The organism is Paraburkholderia silviterrae (assembly GCF_004353915.1).
In the GTDB taxonomy this organism is placed as follows: Bacteria; Pseudomonadota; Gammaproteobacteria; order Burkholderiales; family Burkholderiaceae; genus Paraburkholderia; species Paraburkholderia silviterrae.
In genome coordinates, this window is the sequence record NZ_SMRP01000020.1 from 22,309 (window position 1) to 40,819 (window position 18,511).

Below are 18,511 nucleotides of genomic sequence, written 5' to 3' on the forward strand. Positions count from 1 at the left end.
CCGCCCAGCGTATCAGGCCTGAGCGCGGCCGCGCGCCCAGTGCGCGAGCCCCCCGCAGACGATCAGCAGCGCGCCGGTCACGAAGAACACCGCATGCAGGCCGAAGTGCACGCCGATCACGCCGCCGATCACCGGCCCCACCACCTGGCCGCTGAATTGCGCCGATTGCAGATAGCCGAGCATGCTGCCCGTGCTGCTTTCCTCTACCGATTGCCGCGCGAGCTTGCCGATGGAGGGCAAGAGGCCCGCGAGCGTCATGCCCATCACCACGCGCAGCGCCGCGAGCTGCCACCAGTGCGCGACGAACGCTTGCGGCACCATCGCCAGCCCCGTGAGCACGAGACAGGCCACGATCACGCGCCAACCGCCGAAGCGGTCGGCCAGTGCGCCCAGGCGCGCCGCCGTGAGCGTGCTGCCGAGCGCCGAGCATGCCATGACCACGCCCGCCACACGTGTGAGGTGAGCCGCGCTCACGCCAAGGCCGCCAATATAGACCGTGATGATGGGCTCGATCGACATGTTGGCGAGCAGTACCATCATCGCGGTCACGAGCAACGCCGCCAGCACCGCGTAGTCGGGGCGGCGCACGCTCGCGGCGGGCGCACCACGTGCGCGGGCACGTGCGTCGCTCGCCGGATGAAACTCCTCCTTGACCACGACGATCGTCAAGAGTGCCGCCACCGCAATCATCGCGCCGCCCGCGAAGAACGTGCCACGTATGCCGATCCAGTCGGGCAGCACCCCGCCCACGAGCGGCCCGACGAGATTGCCGGCCAGTGCGCCCGTGGAAAGCATGCCAAGCGCCCAGCCCGCGCGCTCGCGCGGCGCCTGGGTGCCGACCATCACCGTAGATGCCGAGGCGTAGCCGCCCACGAGCCCGGCGATCAGTCGTAACGCGACGAGTTCGTACACATTGTGCGCGACGCCGATCAACGACATCACCACGGCCATGCCAATCGCCGCGCGCACGAGCATGGGCTTGCGGCCAAAGCGGTCGGCAAGGCGCCCCCAGAGCGGCGCGGTGAGCGCCGTGCCGAGGAACGTCGCGCCAAACGCAACGCCCGACCACTGGATCACGGCCGACTGCGAGGTCACGCCGAGCTGCCGCACATAGAGCGGCAGGAACGGCAGCAGCATGCTGAGACTGACGAGCGTCGTAAACGAGCCGAACACGCAGACGACGAGATTGCGCCGCCAGTACCGGACGTTACGCTCGGCGTAGCCGCGCGGTTGCGGCTCCGCGAAGGCGCACGGCGAAGAGGAAACCGTAGCGTTCATTTAACCCTCAGCGCGGAGAAAAGATCGAGGAAAAATGCGAGCACCTCGCTCCCACGACCGAGTGTTGCAGACGGCCGGCGCGACCGGACTCGAAACCGCTTGTTGCATGACTGTCTCCCGCAACCGGTGCTTTGAAGCACCCAATGAACATGGAGGCCAGTCTAGATCAGGTCATGCTGCGAGAGAATCGCCACCACGCGGAAGTCATTCTTCCGTGTGGCGGTCGAGTGAAGGCTCAATCCGCATCGGTGATCCGCCGCGCCTGCTCAAAGTACTCGCGCAGCCGCGGCGCGGCGAAGTCGACGAAGCTGCGCACCTTGGGCACCGAAAGCCGCCCGCGCGGCATCACGAGATTCGCGGGCAGCGGCGCGTGCTCGTTGTCGCGCAAGACGATCTTGAGCGCACCGGCCCTCACCTGCTCCGCCACGTGATAGGAAAAGAGCCGCGTGACGCCGTGCCCCGCCACCGCGGAGGCCAGCGCCGCGCGGACCGTATTCACGGTGAAGCGCGGCGAGAACTGCACGACCTGTGGCAGCGCCGTCTGCCGCGCCGCCGGAAAGCTCCACGAGTCGAGCCCGAAATGCGTCATCGAAATGATCGTGTGGCTGGCGAGATCGGCGGGCGCCTCGACAGGCGGATGCGCCGCAAGATACTCAGGCGAGGCGACCACCACGCGCCGCACCTGGCCCGCCGGTATGGCGACCAGCGTCGAGTCCTGTAGATGCGCGATGCGCAGCGCCACATCGATACCTTCGTCGATCAGGTTCACGGGCCGGTCGAGCAGGTGCAGGCGGATCGACACCTCGGGGTTGCGTTCGAGAAACGTGTCGATCAACTGGCGCAGCACGTCTTCGCCTACGGCTACCGCCGCCGTCACGCCGAGCAGGCCGCGCGGCATGGAACGCTCATCGGCGGCGAGCAGGTCCGCCTCCTCGAGATCGGCGAGAATGCGCCGGCACGCCAGCGCATAGCGCTCGCCCGCCTCGCTCAGCCGGATCGTGCGCGTGGTGCGGTACAGCAGCGGCGTGCCGGTGTGCTCCTCCAGAAACGCGATGGCCCGGCTCACCGCGGCGGGCGAGCGGCCAAGCCGGCGGCCTGCGCCCGCCAGACTCCCCTCGTCCAGCGTGGCGACGAATACCTTCATGGCGTCGATACGGTCCATTGCGCGTGTGGCGGTGCAGTCGCCTCAGTCTGTGAATTCCGCGTCGATCTTAGCGGAATTCACAGACGGGGACGGCGCACGTGCAGACCACGGCCGGGTGTTCTTCATCGCTTTGCCACCTCGTACTTCGGCCGCCATTTGTTCTTGCGACGCAAGTCTCTTTGTCCATGGCGTGTGTTCGAATTCGAGACGGATGCGCCTACAGTCCTCCTCCATCGGATCCGTCGATTCGAACGGCCAGCAGGCCGGGTCATCCATACTTTGAGACACACAAATGAGCACTTCCAAGGTCGTCATCGTCACCGGCGCATCGCAAGGCATCGGTGCTGAAACCGTCAAAGCCTTCCGCGCGCAGGGCTATCGCGTCGTTGCCACCGCGCGTTCCATCACACCGGCCGCCGAGGCCGACTATGTTGCCGTGGCCGGCGACATCGGCGACGCCGCAACCGCGCGCCGGGTGGTCGACGCCGCCATCGAGCACTTCGGACGCGTCGATACGCTCGTCAACAACGCGGGCATTTTCATCGCCAAGCCCTTCACCCAGTACACGGCGCACGAGTATGCAGCCATCCTGAACGTCAACCTGAACGGCTTTTTCCACATTACGCAGTACGCGATCGAAGCGATGCAGAAGCATGGCAGTGGACATGTGGTCAGCATCACCACCACGCTCGCCGAACAGGCGAACAGCAACGTCCCCTCGGTGCTCGCTTCGCTCACCAAGGGCGGCCTGAACGCGGCGACGAAATCGCTCGCCATCGAGTATGCGCGCGCTGGCATCCGCGCCAACGCCGTTTCGCCGGGGGTGATCAAGTCACCGATGCATCCCGCCGAAACACATGCGACGCTTGCGGCGCTGCATCCTGTCGGGCGCATGGGCGAAATGAGCGACATCGTCAATGCGATTCTCTATCTGGACTCGGCATCGTTCGTGACGGGCGAGATCCTGCATGTGGACGGTGGCCAGAGCGCCGGTCATTGAAGCAACGCGGGGCGCCGGTCGCCGGCGCTCCTTCCAGTCACCATTACCGAGGATAAGCAACATGCCGATCGTCACAATTCAGGTCACACGCGAAGGTACACGGCCCGGAGCGGATTGCGTCACGCCGGAAGAAAAGGCCCAGCTCATCAAGGGTGTGAGCCAACTATTGCTCGACGTACTGAACAAACCGTTGGAAGCGACCTTCGTGGTCATCGAAGAGGTGCCAACGGAAAACTGGGGATGGGGTGGCTTGCCTACCGACGTCTATCGGAAACAGAAGGGACTCAAGTAAGCAGCTATTGCGAGAGACCGGACTCGGATGCCTGCGCCTGGGACAGCCAGCCACTGGGCCATCCGGAGGCGAGGCGCAGCGTGGCCTGGCTCGCAATCCCGGGTGTGCAGTCACGCCCTCACTCGAGACGGGCTCCGCGCGTTGGCCCTGTTTCGCGCAGATCGCGCCGAAACGCGCCCGGGCTCGCGCCAGTCCATTTGCGAAAGGCGCGATGAAACGCGCTCGGCTCCGTGAAGCCCAGTTCGATGGCAATCCCGGCCACGCTGAGGTCGCTTTCGCGCAGCAACGACTGGGCTTGCGCGCTTCGCATCTCGTCCTTGATGGAGGCAAAGCTCTGTCCCTCGCTGCGCAGGCGGCGCCGCAACGTCGCTGGCGTCGTGCAGAGCTGCCGGGCCAGTGTGTCGAAGTCCGGCCAGCTCGCGGCAGGCACGGTCTTCAACTGGGCGCGGATTTTCGTCACCCATCCGGCGTCGTGACGATAGCGCACGAGCAAATTGCCGGGCGTCCCGCGCAGAAAGACCTTCAGTGCCTGTTCAGAGCGAATCGTGGGCAGATCTAGCCAGGCGGCATCGAACGCGATGCGGCACTGCGGCTGGTCGAAATGGACCGGCACGCCAAAGAACTGCTGGTAATCGGCGCGCTGGTCGGGGCACGGGCAGGCGAAATCGACGCGTTGCAGCGGGATGCGCCGGCCGGTCAACCAGCAGGCCAAGCCCAGCACAATCAGCCAGTAGGTCCGGTACGCGAAGGCCGGGTAAAAAGCGGACGCGCCGGCGAGCACGATCTGCGCCTGGCCGTCGGCGACGATCAGTTCGCCATGCGGCTCGTCCAGCACCACGCGCAGGAATTGCAATGCGCGCCGCAACGCCTTGGCGAGCGTGCCCGCATGCAGCACTGCGTGACACAGCAGCGCGAAACTGCCGTGCCGCATCGGGTGCGCGGACAAGCCGAAGAATTCGTCGTCGGTCGCTTGGGCGATCGCAAGCCAGAGTCGACCGTACTCCTGCGCGGTCACGCTCTCGCCCACCGCGGCGGGCAGCCCTGACGCCCGCAATACCGGCTCCGGCGCGAACCCTTGCCGGCGCAGGCAGGCCAGCGCGTCCTCGACAAAACCCGGCGAAATTGTCTGCCGCTCCACGTGAGCGCCTCCACATATGGCAAAACCAATCAAAATTCTAGATTCCCTTTGTCATTGATTGCAATGTTTGAGCTGCCTACCATCGAGGACAAATCCGCCGCGCCCATTCGAATGCAGGCGGACATGCCAACGAGGAGACAGCCATGCCAGCCGGAGCCATCACCCGGTCGATACCGGCTTACGAAGAGGCCATCGCCCGGTTCCGCATCGAAACGGAAGCCGCCCATTTGCACGGCGATCTCGAGCGCGGGCTGAACGCGTGCGTCGAATGCTGCGACCGCCATGCCGCCGACGGCGCCACGGCGCTCGACTGGATCGACGTCAACGGCCAGCATCACCGCTTCAGCTTCGCGCAGATGCAAGCGCTTTCGGCGCGCGTCGCCAACCTGCTGGTCGCGCAAGGGGTCAAGCCCGGCGACGTGGTGGCCGGCCTGCTGCCGCGCACGCCCGAGCTCGTCGCGACGATTCTCGGCACCTGGCGCGCGGGAGCGGTCTATCAACCGCTGTTCACCGCATTCGGCCCCAAGGCGATCGAGCATCGGCTGCGCATGAGCGAGGCGAAGCTCGTCGTTACCAACAGCGCCAACCGCGGCAAGCTCGACGAGGTCGCCGGCTGCCCGCCGGTCGCAACGGTGCGCGGGCCCGGCGAGCCGCTGCCCGACGGCGACATCGACTGGCACGCCGCGCTCGACGCGCAGCCCGATGCGTTCGAGCCGGTCATGCGCCAGGGCACGGACCTGTTCATGATGATGTCCACCTCGGGCACGACGGGGCTGCCCAAGGGCGTGCCGGTGCCGCTGCGGGCCTTGCTGGCGTTCGGCGCCTACATGCGCGACGCCGTCGATCTGCGCCCCGAAGACCGCTTCTGGAACATCGCCGATCCGGGCTGGGCCTATGGGCTCTACTACGCGATCACCGGGCCGCTGCTGCTCGGCCACGCCACCACGCTCTACGAAGGCAGCTTCAGCGTCGAAAGCACCTACGACTTGATCGAGCGCTTCGGCATCACCAGCCTCGCCGGCTCGCCCACCGCGTACCGGCTGCTGATGGCGGCCGGCACGGACACCGCCGCGCGCATCAAGGGCAAGCTGCGCGTCGTCAGCAGCGCGGGCGAGCCGCTGAATCCCGAGGTCGTCCGCTGGTTCGACGCCGCGCTCGCCGCGCCGATCCGCGACCAGTACGGCCAGACCGAGCTCGGCATGGTGGTGAACAACCATCACGGCCTCGCGCATCCGGTCCAGCCCGGTTCGGCGGGCTTTGCCCTGCCCGGCTACCGCGTCGCGGTGCTCGACGAGGCTGACCACGAGCTCGCCGCGAACCAGCCCGGCCAGCTCGCGATCGACATCGCCCGCTCGCCGCTGCTCTGGTTCACCGGCTATTGGCGTCAGGACACACCGGCCATCGCGGGCGGCTACTACCGCACGGGCGACAACGTCGAGCTGGAGCCGGACGGCAGCATCAGCTTCATCGGCCGCGCGGACGACGTCATCACCTCATCGGGCTACCGCATCGGCCCGTTCGACGTGGAAAGCGCGCTGATCGAGCATCCGGCCGTTTGCGAGGCGGCGGTCGTGGGCGTGCCCGACCCCGAGCGCACCGAGATCGTCAAGGCTTTCGTGGTGCTCTCGCAAGCCAGCGAAGGCAGCCCCGCGCTGGCCGAGGAACTGTGCCAGCACGTCAAGCGGCGGCTCTCCGCGCACGCTTATCCGCGCGCGATCGAGTTCGTCGATGCATTGCCGAAGACGCCGAGCGGCAAGATCCAGCGCTTCATGCTGCGCAAGATGGAAGCCGAAAAGGCGTCGCATACGTCGCATATGTCGAATACGTCGAATACGTCGAATACTTAACCGGGTACAGCGAATGAATATCACCAATCGAGTCTTTGTCATCACTGGCGCCGGTTCGGGCCTCGGCGCCGCCGTGGCGCGCATGGTCGTGGCGCAGCAAGGCAAGGCTGTGCTGCTCGACGTCAACGCCGAAGCGGGCGCGGCGCTGGCGCACGAGCTGGGCGCCTCGGCCCGCTTCCAGGCCGCCGACGTCACCAGCGAAACCGATGGCCAAGCCGCCATCGCCGCCGCGCTCGACGCGTTCGGGCGCATCGACGGCCTCGTCAACTGCGCGGGCGTCGCACCGGGCGAGAAAGTGATCGGCCGCGAAGGACCACATCGTCTGGCGAGCTTCGCGCGCGCGGTCTCGATCAACCTGGTCGGCACCTTCAACATGATCCGGCTCGCGGCCGAAGCCATGTCGAAGCAGGACGCCGATGCCGAGGGCGAGCGCGGCGTGATCGTCAACACCGCGTCTGTCGCGGCGTTCGATGGGCAGATCGGCCAGGCCGCGTACGCGGCTTCGAAGAGCGGCGTGGTCGGGCTCACGCTGCCGGTGGCGCGCGAGCTTGCGCGCTTTGGCATCCGGGTGGTGACCATCGCGCCGGGCATCTTCGCCACGCCGATGATGTCGGCGATGCCGCAGGACGTGCAGGATTCGCTCGGCAAGAGCGTGCCGTTTCCCTCGCGTCTCGGGCGGCCCGAGGAATTCGCGGCGCTGGTGCGCCATATCGCCGAGAACACGATGCTGAACGGCGAAGTGATTCGTCTCGATGGCGCGTTGCGCATGGCGCCGCGTTGAGCGCGCCTGCTCAGCGGAAACCGCAGAAACAGGAGGAACAGGAACCATGACGACATACGATCCGATAGTCATCGTTGGGGCGGCGCGCACGCCGATGGGCGGCTTTCAGGGCGACCTGGCCGCGGTGAGCGCGAGCGAGCTCGGCGCCGTCTCGATTCGCGCCGCACTCGAGCGTGCCGGCGTAGCGGCCGAGCAGATCGACGAGATCATTTTCGGCTGCGTGCTGCCGGCGGGCCAGGGTCAGGCGCCGGCGCGGCAAGCGGCGCTGAAGGCGGGGCTGCCGTTCTCGGCGGGCGCCACGACGATCAACAAGATGTGCGGCTCGGGCATGAAGGCCGCGATGCTGGCGCACGATCTGCTGCTCGCGGGCGCGGCGAACGTGATGGTCGCAGGCGGCATGGAGAGCATGACGCAGGCCCCGTATCTGCTGCCCAAGGCGCGCGGCGGCTACCGGATGGGCCACGGACAGGTGCTCGACCACATGTTCCTCGACGGGCTCGAGGATGCGTACGACAAAGGCCGGCTGATGGGCACCTTCGCCGAGGATTGCGCGCAGGCTTTCCAGTTCTCGCGCGAGGCCCAGGACGCGTTCGCGATCGCTTCGCTCACGCGCGCGCAACACGCGATTGCGAGCGGCGGCTTCAAGGAGGAGATCGCGCCTGTCACCGTGCGCGCGGGCAAGAGCGAAACGCTGGCCGCGGTCGACGAACAGCCTGGCAAAGCCAGGCTCGACAAGATCGCGACGCTCAAGCCGGCGTTCCGCGAGGGCGGCACGGTCACGGCGGCGAATTCGTCGTCGATTTCGGACGGTGCAGCGGCGCTCGTGCTGATGCGCCGTTCGGAGGCCGAGCGGCGCGGCCTGAAGCCGATGGCCGTGATCGTCGGGCACGCGACCCATGCCGACAAGCCGGGCCTCTTTCCCACGGCCCCGATCGGCGCGATGCGCAAGCTCGCGGAGAAGACCGGCTGGGCCCTGCGCGACGTCGACCTGTTCGAGATCAACGAAGCGTTCGCGGTGGTCGCGATGGCGGCCATGCGCGAGCTCGACCTGCCGCACGACAAGGTCAACGTGAATGGCGGCGCATGCGCGCTCGGCCACCCGATCGGCGCATCGGGCGCGCGCATCGTCGTGACGCTGATTCACGCATTGCACGCGCGCGGGCTCAAACGCGGCATGGCGAGTCTGTGTATCGGCGGTGGTGAAGCGACTGCGCTCGCAATCGAAGCGGTCTGAACAGGGCCATCTCGTGAAGCCGGGCACGCCCTGAACTCCGTTGCGCGGACCGGCTTGCTCTCGCTGTCGGCACGCGGCGGCGAGCCGCCGATCGTGCCGCCCATGGCTTGATCAATGGCGCGGCCGGTCGTTCATGGCGCAGAGATGCGGCAATTCACCACATGTTCGATTCGACATTCCGACCGAACAAGGGGTAGACACGCGTCTTACACTATGTGCTTGACGCTTGCCGCCCGGAACACCGCCGTGCCCATCCACTATCTCCGCAGCTTCACTTCGATCGAACGCACCGAGAGAGCCAACCTCCGGCTCGGGCGCGCGCTGACGCTCATCGCCGGAGCCGCAAATGCGGGGGGCTTCCTCGCAGTCGGTCAATATACGTCGCACATGTCGGGCGTCGTCTCGTCGTTCGCCGACAACGTCGCGCTTGGCGAATCCAGTCTCGCGCTTGGCGCAGTCAGCTCGGTCCTTGCCTTTGCCAGTGGCGCCGCGACTTCGGCCATCCTGATCAACTGGGGACGCCGCCGCTCGGCGCACAGCGTCTACGCCTTGCCGCTGTTGCTCGAAGCGACCCTGCTCCTGTGCTTCGCCTCGCTCGGCGGGAATCTCGAGCACCATCACGTGTTGGCCGTGCCCGTGACGGTCGCGCTGCTCTGCTACGTCATGGGTGTGCAAAACGCCATGATCACGAAGATCTCGCGAGCCGAAATACGCACGACGCACATGACCGGCATCGTGACCGATCTGGGCATCGAACTCGGCAAGGCGCTGTACTGGAACCGGGGTGTGCCGCCCGATGCCTCGCGGCACGTAGCGGCGGACAAGCAGCGGGTTCGCGTGCTGGCCTCGTTGCTCGGGATGTTCTTGCTTGGCGGAACGCTGGGCGCGATAGCCTTCCGCCATTTTGGTTTTGCGTCGGCGGTGGCGTTGTCGCTGCTGCTCGTCATGCTTGCCGCCGTCCCGCTCACGGACGACCTGCGTGGCCGCCCTGGGCGAGACCTCGTTTGAGCAGGCGAGCAGTCTGCGCCCACAGGGTCTGGACAAGCTCGACCACGATTCCCCTGAAATTTCGTCTTCCTCTGGGTCGCGTAGAGACTCGACCCAGAGGAAGGAAAAACAATCGCGACAAACACCGGCATCAGCGCATGAGCTTGACCAGTTCCAGCGCGATACCCGGCACGAGAATCACGATGACGAGCGCGACGATATTCGCGCAGAGAAACGGCAGCGTGCCCCGAAAAATAGTGCGAATCGACAAATCGGGCAGCATGGTCTTCACCATGAACACGTTCATGCCCACGGGCGGATGAATCATGCCGATCTCCATCATCATCGCCACGTAGATGCCGAACCAGATCATGTCCGCGCCAAGCGGCTGCACGACCGCGGCGAACACGGGAATGGTGAGCAGCATCATCGCGAGCGCTTCCATGAGCGAGCCGAGCACGATATAGATGCAGGTGATGACGGCGATGACCCCGAGCAGCGGCAAATGCAGCGCGTGTATCCAGGCGACCAGTGTGGCGGTGAGGCCCGAGAGCGTGATGAAATTTGCGAAGACCATGCCGCCGAAGGCGATGGCGAAGATCATCGCGGTGGTCTTGCCCGCTTCCACGAGCGACTCGAACAGCAGCGCCCAGCTCAGCTTGCGGCGCAGCCCCGCGAACACGAGCGCGCCGGTCGCGCCGACGCTCGACGCCTCCGTGGCCGTAAAAATGCCGCCGTACAGGCCGCCCACCACGATCAGGAACAGCGCGAGCACCCCCCAGATCTTGCCGAGCTTGACGAAGCGCGTGGGCCAGTCCACACGCTCGCCTCGCGGGCCTTTGGCCGGATCGCGGCGCACGGTCCACCAGATCGAGAGCAGGAACAGCGCGCCCAGCAGGAGGCCTGGACCAATGCCCGCGATGAAGAGCTTGCCGATATCCTGATCGGTCAGGACACCGTAGATGAGCAGCGGAAAGCTCGGCGGAATCAGCGCGCCCAGCGTGCCGCCCGAACTCACACAGCCGGCGGCGAGACTGTCCGCATAGCGATGTCGGCGCATGGGCGGCATCGCGACCTTGGTCATGGTGGCGGCCGTGGCGATCGAGCTGCCCGACATGGACGCGAAGCCCGCGCAGGCCAGCACCGTGGCGTGCGCGAGTCCGCCCTTGAAGTGGCCGATCCACGCATTGGCCGCGTCGTAGAGCTCTTCGGCAAGATCCGCTTTGTAGATGAACGTGCCCATCAGGATGAACATGGGCAGCACCGAGAGGTTCTCGTTGGCCGCGAGGTCGGCGATCGTCATGCCAGCCATGGCGAGCGCGGGCTCCCAGCCGCGGATCAGCGCGAAGCTGCCCACGCCGATGCTGAGCATCGCAAAGCCGAGCGGCACGCCCACGAACGCGAACAGCAAGACAGCGGCAAAGCCGGAAAGGGCGAGTGTCATGGCGATTCCTTGCGGCCGAGCGCGGCGAGATGGTCGAACGTGAGCGCGAGCAGCACGAGCAGCGTGACGCCGGAGAGTGCGCTCATGCAGTAGCTGAGCGGCGCGAGCGGCCATTCGAGCACGGTCGTGGTGATGCGGTTGCGCGCGAGGTCGGCGCCGTCGCTGGCGAGCTGCCAGGTCATGATGCCGACCGCCGCGAGGCTCACGAGCAGCACGAACAGGTGTTGCAGCCAGCTGCCCAGGCGCCCGAAGCGCCCTTGCAGCAGATTCACCGTGATGTGCTGCTGGCCCTGCGTGACGAGCGGAAACGCCGAGAAAATGAGAATCGCCATGCCGAAGCGCACGATCTCGGATGCGCCGCGTATCGGCGCGGCGAACCAGTAGCGCATGAACACGTCGCAGAACGTGAGGCCCATGATCGCGAGCAGCACGAGCGCCACGACCGCACCGAGCGCGCGCCGCAGCCAGCGTGAGGCAAGGCGCTCGCGGCGGCCGCTCGCGACATCGGCGAGCAACCCAGGCGGATGCAATGCCGCGGAAGGATTCGCGTGGCTCATCTTGCCTCCTGCTTTGCTTCGTCACGGTAGTAAGCGAGGGCTGCCGCGCCGTCCACGTGCAACTGGTCCGCCTGGGCGATCCATTGCGCGTCCATCGGTTGCGCCAGCGTACGCAGCTGAGCGACAAACGCGGGCGGCGGATCGATCAGCTTGAGCCCGTTCGCCACGGCTTGTTTTCGCGCCTGCTGGTTCGCCGCGTCGATCACGGCCATCCGGTGCGCGAACGCTTCGCCCGAGAGCACCGTGATGGCCGCACGGTCGGCTGGCGCAATCGACTCCCACACCTGCTTGTTCACGAAGAGCGAGAAGCTCGGCGCGGTGATGCCGCCGGGTACGCTCGTCTCGAAGCGCGCATAGCGGACCACGTTGAAGCGCGCGGCGTCCATCTCCGGAATGCCGGCGAAGCCGTCCACGGTGCCTCCCGCCACCAGCTCGCTCATCTTCGCGGCGGGCGTCGCGACCACGCCCGCGCCGCCACGATCCATCAGCGTCGAAGCAACGCCTGGCAGTGCCCAATACTTCACGCCGCGTATCGCCTGGAGCGACGTGACGGGCGCTTTGAGGCTGTAGATCTCGCCCGCCGGAAACACGACGAGCGCGAGCAGATGGACGTCGCGATACTGCCCGGCCTTGGCGAAGTACTTCTCGTTGGTGCGCCACAGCGCGACCGACATGCCCTCGGAGGAAGAGGAGCCAAGCGGGAGATGCGCGAGCTGCACGAGGCTCGCCTTGTTCTGGATGAGGCCGTTGAAGATATATGCGCCGTCCACGATGCGCTTGCGCACGACGTCCCACTGCTGCTGCGGCGAGCCTATGCTGGTGGGCGGAAAGACGATCTTGACGCGCCCTTGCGTGACGCGCTCGACGTCCTCGGCCCACGGCTTCATGACCTCGACGTTGAAGATGTGCTGCGGCGGCAGAAAGGCGTTGACGACCAGCGTCGTGGCGGCGTGCGCCAAGGCCGGTAACGCCATCGCCAGCGCCACGAGAGGGGCTGCGATGAGGCGGTACATGGTGTCTCCTGCTTATAAGAATTGATTTGCCGGCCTGAGCGCTGCGGGGGCCGGCGCCCCTTCGTGCCGCTTTGCGCCGCTACCAGTCGCCGAGCACAATGCCGCCCTTCTCCGAGACTTCGGTCCAGCGCTCGACGAAGCGCGCGGGCGCCGTCTGCCGCAAGGTACGGTGGCGCAGCCAGTCGAACAGGCGCTCGTGCAGTGCGTCGCGCACGCTCGCGTGTTGTGCGTCGCGGCCCAGGTCGTTCAGCTCGTCGGGGTCGGCCACGAGATCGAACAGTTGCGGCGCGAAGCCATCGTAGTGAATGTATTTCCAGCGGCCGTCGAACACCATGAAGCAACGGCAACCGTCCAGACCGCGGCCAAGCAGCGTGCGCGTGCGCGAACGGAACGAATAATCGAACTCGCTGAAGACGGCATCGCGCCACGGCACGTCACGCGCGCCATGCAGCAACGGCTGCAGCGAGCGCCCTTCCACGATATGGCCGGGGACCTCTACACCAGCCGCTTCGAGAAACGTGGGCAGCAGGTCGATCGCCTCGACCAGCCGCCGCTCGACCGTTCCGCGCGTGGCGTCGGCTTCAGGGCGCGGGTCGAAGACGATGAGCGGCACGCGCGACGATGCATCGTGAAAGAGCTCCTTCTCGCCGAGCCAGTGGTCGCCCAGGTAGTCGCCGTGGTCGCTCGTGAACACGATCATCGTGTCCTGCTCGCGGCCGGTTTCGCGCAGGAACGCGAACAGGCGGCCGAGATGATCGTCGATCTGCTTCACGAGCCCCATGTAGGTGGGAATGACCGTCTCGCGCACTTCGTCGCGCGTGAAGCTCACGCTTTCGTCGTGCTTCATGAACGCGCCGAAGACCGGATGCGGGCGCTCGCGCTCGTCGAGCGTACGCACGGCGGGCTTGACGTCCTGGGGACCGTACATGTCGTTGTAGGGTGCCGGCGCCATGTACGGCCAGTGTGGCTTGATCAGACTCAGGTGCAGGCACCAGGGCACGTCGCCCTGCTCGCGGATGAACGCCATCGCGCGGTCGATCATGTACGGCGTTTCCGAATGCTCCTCGCTGATGCGCGCGGGCTTTGCCGCATGGCGCATCTTCCAGCCGCTCAGGATCTCCCCGTTCTCGCCTTCGGCTGAATTTGCGTAGTCATGCCAGGGATTGTCGCCCTCGTAGCCCTTGCTGCGCAGGTAGTCGCAATACGGCGTCTCCACGCGCGCGCCGAAGAGGCCCGGATGGATGCCGTCGTCGCGATCGAACGGCTCGAAGCCGCACTCCTCCACCAGCACCGCGCCCGGCGACTCCGGGTTCATGCCGAGGCGCTGCATGCCCGCCTTGTCGGCGACCATGTGCGTCTTGCCCGCCAGCGCGACGCGCATGCCGCGCGTGCGCAGGTAGTCGCCGAGCGTCAGTTCGCCAACGGGCAGCGGCACGAAGTTCCAGTACGCACGGTGGCTCGCCACGTAGCGGCCCGTGTAGTACGACATGCGCGACGGCCCGCAAACGGGGCTTTGCACGTACGCGCGCTCAAAGCGCACACCGCGCCGCGCGAGTGCATCGATATGAGGCGTTTGCAACGTCGGGTGGCCGTAGCAGGACAGATAGTCCCAACGCAACTGGTCGCACATGACGAACAAGATATTCTTGACTGTCTCCATCGCTCATCTCCTTTTGATGAAGGCAAGCGTAGAACAGCCCAGGTGCGCGACCCAGCGATTTCTGAGAAGATTTCACTCAGTGAAACGCAACGGATTCGGCTATGTGGTCCCCCAAAGTCAAGACCATCGACGCCCTCGAACGGGGCCTCGTCACGCTCAAGACCCTGCAGGAGCTTCAGGCGGCGAGCCTGCACGACCTGCATATGCACACAGGCATTCCGAAGGCCAGCTTGCTGCGCATTCTTCTGACGTTAGAGCGCCAGGGGCTGATCTGGCAGCGCCTGGCCGATGGGCTGTTTCGCCCGAGCTACACGCTGCAGGCGCGCGCGCGGCGCCTCGATCGAGTGGACCATCTGATCGAATGCGCGGCCACGGAGCTCGACCAGTTGCAGGGCCGCATTCTCTGGCCATCGGACCTCGCCGTGCGTCGCGGCACGACGATGGCGCTGTGCGAGTCGAACCGCACGCGCTCGTACTTTGTCGTCAACCGCGACAAGCTCGGCTATGAGATCAACATGCTGCGCTCGGCTGTCGGGCGCGCGTATCTCTCGTTCTGCCCCGACGAGGAACGCGAGTCCTTGCTCGAAGCCCTGCGTCTGGGCCAGCGTCCCGGCGACGAGCGTGCGCACGATCGGCGCTACGTGCGGCAATTGCTCAATGAAACGCGCCGCCTCGGCTACGGTTCGCGCGAACGCAACTTTGGCGGCTCGTACGACCAGTCACGCACGCAGTACAACGACGGCTTGTCCGCGCTCGCCGTGCCCATTGCGGCGCCCGATGGCTCCGTTGCCGGGTGCGTGAACATCGTATGGTTCGAGCGGCTCTTCAAGGTGGAAGAGATGGCCGCGCGCCATCTGGAGGATCTTCGCGCCGCCGCTGCCCGGATCGGGGCGCGCTTGAGCATCGATTGAGCACAGCGCTCGCGCCGTTCGCCCGAGTACGTGTGCACGTCAATCGCGTGCAGGCACAAACGAACCGCTCAGCACGCGCGAACGCTCACGCAGCCGGCGCGCGGCGCACAAACACACGCCGCGTCAGATCGAATGCGACGAGGTTGCCGCAGAGCACCAGCAACAGGCCCACCACAGTCAGCCATGACCAGCGGTAGCCCTCGAAGACCGTCGATACCGCGAGCGCCACGATCGGGAACAGGACTGTGCAATAGGCGGCCCGCTCGGGACCGATGCGCCCAACCAGCATCAAATACGCCGTGAAGCCCACCACCGATCCCGCCACCGCGAGCCAGGCCAGCGCCCCGAGGTAGCGCGCATCCATCTCGATCCTGAACGGCAAGCCGGCTAGCGCGCTGCCGGCCAGCAGCACCACGGTGCCGATCAGCATGGCCCAGCCATTCGTGACCAATGGGTGCAGCCCCATCGATTGCATGCGGCTCGACAGCAGATTGCCGACCGAGAAACACTGCGTGCCGAGAAACGCCACGGCAAGCCCGAGCCAGACGGTCTGGTCGCCGATATGGCCGGCCATCTGCTGGAGGAACAGGCAAACGATGCCAATGAGGCCCAGCACGGCCCCGCCCACCGCCGTGCCCTGCAACGGCCGGCCCATGAAGAGACGCCCGTTGATCGCGTTGAGCAGCGGCGCGGTCGAGAACACCACGGCAACGAGCCCGCTCGGCACGATGTTCTCGGCGTAGTAGAAGCACAGGAAATTGAGGCAGAAAAGCGCCAGCCCCTGGGCCACGAGGTAGCGCCATGCCGCGCGCGGCGGCCAGAGGGGCCGGCGCATGACGCTCAGCAGCGCGAACATCAGGAGCGCCGCGATCCCGAAGCGCCAGGCGATGGAAACCGGCGCGGGCACGACGCCGAGCTGCCACTCGATAGCAATCCAGGTGGTGCCCCAGATCAGCACGGTGAGCGCGTAAAGAAAGAGATTCATGGCTGGAGATGGCCGATATTCGATGCTCCCACTATGGCGCGCGGCGGCGGCACGCACTTGTCCAGGATTGCGCATTTCTTGCCGGCGGACGCGCGAGCCGGGGTCACAGCGTATACTGTGATCGCCCCGCTTCCACTACCCATCACCGCCCCACTGCCCGCTCTGCGAACCATGGACGCCCTGGAGTCTCCCGCCGCGCTCGACCTTGCCAATACGCCGTTCGGGCTGCATTCGGTGTGCCGCACGCTGAGCGCCGCCAACGCGACGCTGGAACGGTTTGCCTGGCTCGGCGATCAACTCGCGGCGGCCGTCTGGACGCGCGAAACGCGCGAGGCCGAGACCATCTACGAGCAGCCCGGTCATCACACGCTGTCGTGCTATATCGACGGCGGCTACCGAACGGAGCGGCAGAAGCTGCCGGGAATTTACGGCGCGCCAAGCCGGCTCTGCGCGCTGCCCGGCGATCATGAATCGCGCTGGTGGGTGCGCGGGCACATGCATTTCATGCACCTCTATTTCCTGCCCGGCCACTTCACGCAACGCGCCGTGCGCGAGCTCGACCAGGAACCGCGCGGGCTCACGCTGGCCGACCGCACGTATTTCGAGGACGAGCGCATCGCCGCGCTTTGCCAGACGCTCGCCAACGAGGACTGGGCCAATCCTGAAGGCCTGCTGCGCAGCAACGAGACCGCCCACGAAGTGCTGAGCCTGCTGCTGCGCAGCCAGGGCGTGCGCCGTCCCGGCGCGGCCCTCAAGGGCGGCCTATCGGTGGCCACGCGACGGCGCCTGCGCGACTACATCGACGCCCATCTTGGCGAGCCATTGACGCTGGGTGCGCTGGCCGAGGTCGCCTGCCTCTCCGAGTACCACCTCGCGCGCATGTTCCGCACGTCGTTCGGACAGCCGCCGCACGCCTGGATTGCCGCCCAGCGGCTCGACCGCGCGCGCATGCTGTTGCGCACCAGCGCCCTGCCGCTCGCGCACATTGCGGCGGCGTGCGGCTATGCGAATGCAAGCCACTTCAGCCATCGCTTTCGCGATGCGTTCGGCGCCGCGCCCAATACGTATCGGCAAGCGCTCCAGAACCGGGGCATGGCCGTTCAAGCCTGAGGCCGCCCCCACATCTAGCGCAATTGCGGCCCGATCGCGCTTCTCCATATCGTAAAGGGTCCTAAGCTCTCACCCCACGTGTGCACGACCCGATCAATGCACGATGCGCGCAATGCCCGCTTGCGCGCCGTTACGGCGCTATCTCACTCAATTTGCGCGGCAGCCCGAGCCGCTCGAAACGCTCGACCAGAAAGTCGGTGAACGCGCGGATCTTCGCCGGCTGATGGCGGCGGCACTGGTACGCGATATTGATCGTGAGCGCCGGCAGCAGCCACTCGGACAGAACGGGGACAAGCCTGCCCGCCACGATGTCGTCATGAATGATGTAGAGCGGCTGGATCAGGATGCCGAGGCCGCCGAGCGCCGCCGCGCGAATCACTTGCCCCTCGTTCGCGTCGAGCAGGCTTTTGATGGCGACTGATTGCGTCTTTTCCCCGCGCCGGAAATGGAGCATGTACGGATCGTTGGCGAGGTTGTACACGAGCAGATCGTGCTCGCAGAGCGCCTCCGGCGTCGCGGGCGTGCCGCGCCTGGCCAGGTAGCCCGGCGAGGCCGCCAGCACCCGCCGCGTCTCGGCGAGCTTGCGCACCGTGATGCTGGAATCCGCCTCGTACTCGCGGGTGCGGATCGCCACGTCGATGCCGGCCTCGATGAAATCGGGGTAGCGGTTCGCCGCCACGATCTGCACCGTGAGGTTCGGATAGCGCTTGTGAAATTCGGGCAGTGCGGGGGCAATGTAAATCGACGCGAACGACACCGAGGCCGTCACCCTCAACGTGCCGGTCGGATTGACTGACGCTTCATTGACGGCGGCGTCCGCCTCGGCCATCTCGCCCATGATGGCGACGCAACGCCGGTGATATTCGTGGCCGGCGTCGGTCAGCCACAGGCGCCGCGTGGTGCGCTCCACGAGCCGGGCGCACAGGCGGTCCTCCAGGGCATTGAGGCAGCGGCTAGCCGCAGCGCTGGACATGCCGAGGCGCTCAGCGGCTTTCGAGAGGCTGCCGAGCTCGGCCACCTGAATGAAAAACTCGATCTGGGTCCACTTGTCCATAAACTCGATTTCTCCGCTCAGCGGAGAACAAAACTCCAGAAACGCGTCTTTTTTCCGACGGAAGACGGAATTAATC

The 18,511-nt window shown here is 66.2% G+C and carries 17 protein-coding genes; 8 read left to right on the top strand and 9 right to left on the bottom strand.

Going from position 1 to position 18,511, the window contains the following annotated elements; translation table 11 throughout:
• Window positions 1-12: 12 nt before the first annotated feature.
• Together EYW47_RS29160 and EYW47_RS29165 are read right to left on the bottom strand one after the other, a co-directional pair.
• A complete protein-coding gene (locus EYW47_RS29160; protein ID WP_133198312.1) occupies window positions 13-1,278 on the bottom strand; it encodes an MFS transporter in 1,266 nt (421 codons plus the stop codon).
• Between the two features lie 235 nt (window positions 1,279-1,513).
• Window positions 1,514-2,440 carry a LysR family transcriptional regulator gene (locus EYW47_RS29165; RefSeq protein WP_133198313.1) on the bottom strand — a complete coding sequence of 309 codons (927 nt, stop codon included), beginning with the start codon at window positions 2,438-2,440 and terminating at the stop codon, window positions 1,514-1,516.
• A 274-nt stretch (window positions 2,441-2,714) separates the two neighbouring features.
• Between EYW47_RS29165 and EYW47_RS29170 the strand changes: the two genes are divergently transcribed.
• Together EYW47_RS29170 and EYW47_RS29175 are read left to right on the top strand one after the other, a co-directional pair.
• Window positions 2,715-3,422 carry an SDR family NAD(P)-dependent oxidoreductase gene (locus EYW47_RS29170; RefSeq protein WP_133198314.1) on the top strand — a complete coding sequence of 236 codons (708 nt, stop codon included), beginning with the start codon at window positions 2,715-2,717 and terminating at the stop codon, window positions 3,420-3,422.
• A 61-nt stretch (window positions 3,423-3,483) separates the two neighbouring features.
• Window positions 3,484-3,714: a tautomerase family protein gene (locus EYW47_RS29175; protein WP_133198315.1), complete on the top strand. Its 231-nt coding sequence runs from the start codon at window positions 3,484-3,486 to the stop codon at window positions 3,712-3,714.
• A 118-nt stretch (window positions 3,715-3,832) separates the two neighbouring features.
• On the opposite strand, the gene EYW47_RS29180 is transcribed toward EYW47_RS29175, so the two are convergent.
• Window positions 3,833-4,852 carry an AraC family transcriptional regulator gene (locus tag EYW47_RS29180; protein WP_133198316.1) on the bottom strand — a complete coding sequence of 340 codons (1,020 nt, stop codon included), beginning with the start codon at window positions 4,850-4,852 and terminating at the stop codon, window positions 3,833-3,835.
• A gap of 143 nt (window positions 4,853-4,995) precedes the next feature.
• Between EYW47_RS29180 and EYW47_RS29190 the strand changes: the two genes are divergently transcribed.
• The 4 genes from EYW47_RS29190 (at window position 4,996) to EYW47_RS29205 (ending at window position 9,722) form a co-directional block, all read left to right on the top strand.
• Window positions 4,996-6,699 carry an acyl-CoA synthetase gene (locus tag EYW47_RS29190; RefSeq protein WP_133198318.1) on the top strand — a complete coding sequence of 568 codons (1,704 nt, stop codon included), beginning with the start codon at window positions 4,996-4,998 and terminating at the stop codon, window positions 6,697-6,699.
• Between the two features lie 13 nt (window positions 6,700-6,712).
• A complete protein-coding gene (locus EYW47_RS29195) occupies window positions 6,713-7,480 on the top strand; it encodes a 3-hydroxyacyl-CoA dehydrogenase (RefSeq protein WP_133198319.1) in 768 nt (255 codons plus the stop codon).
• Between the two features lie 46 nt (window positions 7,481-7,526).
• Window positions 7,527-8,714: an acetyl-CoA C-acyltransferase gene (locus EYW47_RS29200; protein ID WP_133198320.1), complete on the top strand. Its 1,188-nt coding sequence runs from the start codon at window positions 7,527-7,529 to the stop codon at window positions 8,712-8,714.
• A gap of 246 nt (window positions 8,715-8,960) precedes the next feature.
• Window positions 8,961-9,722 carry a YoaK family protein gene (locus tag EYW47_RS29205; RefSeq protein ID WP_133198321.1) on the top strand — a complete coding sequence of 254 codons (762 nt, stop codon included), beginning with the start codon at window positions 8,961-8,963 and terminating at the stop codon, window positions 9,720-9,722.
• A 130-nt stretch (window positions 9,723-9,852) separates the two neighbouring features.
• Here EYW47_RS29205 and EYW47_RS29210 read toward each other — a convergent pair whose 3' ends face one another.
• The 4 genes from EYW47_RS29210 to EYW47_RS29225 form a co-directional block, all read right to left on the bottom strand.
• Complete coding sequence (locus EYW47_RS29210; protein WP_133198322.1) at window positions 9,853-11,145, bottom strand: TRAP transporter large permease; 1,293 nt, start codon at window positions 11,143-11,145, stop codon at window positions 9,853-9,855.
• Complete coding sequence (locus EYW47_RS29215) at window positions 11,142-11,702, bottom strand: TRAP transporter small permease (RefSeq protein WP_133198323.1); 561 nt, start codon at window positions 11,700-11,702, stop codon at window positions 11,142-11,144. Before EYW47_RS29215 ends, EYW47_RS29210 begins: the two co-directional genes overlap by 4 nt.
• Window positions 11,699-12,715: a TRAP transporter substrate-binding protein DctP gene (gene dctP, locus EYW47_RS29220; RefSeq protein ID WP_133198324.1), complete on the bottom strand. Its 1,017-nt coding sequence runs from the start codon at window positions 12,713-12,715 to the stop codon at window positions 11,699-11,701. Before dctP ends, EYW47_RS29215 begins: the two co-directional genes overlap by 4 nt.
• A 79-nt stretch (window positions 12,716-12,794) precedes the next feature.
• The gene (locus EYW47_RS29225; protein ID WP_133198325.1) at window positions 12,795-14,375 is read right to left on the bottom strand and encodes an alkaline phosphatase family protein; all 1,581 of its coding nucleotides are present in this window, start codon (window positions 14,373-14,375) and stop codon (window positions 12,795-12,797) included.
• Between the two features lie 101 nt (window positions 14,376-14,476).
• Between EYW47_RS29225 and EYW47_RS29230 the strand changes: the two genes are divergently transcribed.
• Window positions 14,477-15,286, top strand: a complete 810-nt coding sequence (locus EYW47_RS29230; RefSeq protein WP_133198326.1) for an IclR family transcriptional regulator domain-containing protein — start codon at window positions 14,477-14,479, stop codon at window positions 15,284-15,286.
• 85 nt (window positions 15,287-15,371) lie between these two features.
• Here the strand turns inward: EYW47_RS29230 and EYW47_RS29235 are convergent, their stop codons facing one another.
• Window positions 15,372-16,271 carry a DMT family transporter gene (locus EYW47_RS29235; RefSeq protein WP_133198327.1) on the bottom strand — a complete coding sequence of 300 codons (900 nt, stop codon included), beginning with the start codon at window positions 16,269-16,271 and terminating at the stop codon, window positions 15,372-15,374.
• A 171-nt stretch (window positions 16,272-16,442) separates the two neighbouring features.
• On the opposite strand from EYW47_RS29235, the gene EYW47_RS29240 reads away from it, so the two are divergent.
• Window positions 16,443-17,381 carry a helix-turn-helix domain-containing protein gene (locus EYW47_RS29240; protein ID WP_133198328.1) on the top strand — a complete coding sequence of 313 codons (939 nt, stop codon included), beginning with the start codon at window positions 16,443-16,445 and terminating at the stop codon, window positions 17,379-17,381.
• Window positions 17,382-17,511: 130 nt separating this feature from the next.
• Here EYW47_RS29240 and EYW47_RS29245 read toward each other — a convergent pair whose 3' ends face one another.
• A complete protein-coding gene (locus tag EYW47_RS29245) occupies window positions 17,512-18,435 on the bottom strand; it encodes a LysR family transcriptional regulator (RefSeq protein WP_133198329.1) in 924 nt (307 codons plus the stop codon).
• Between the last annotated feature and the right edge of the window lie 76 nt (window positions 18,436-18,511).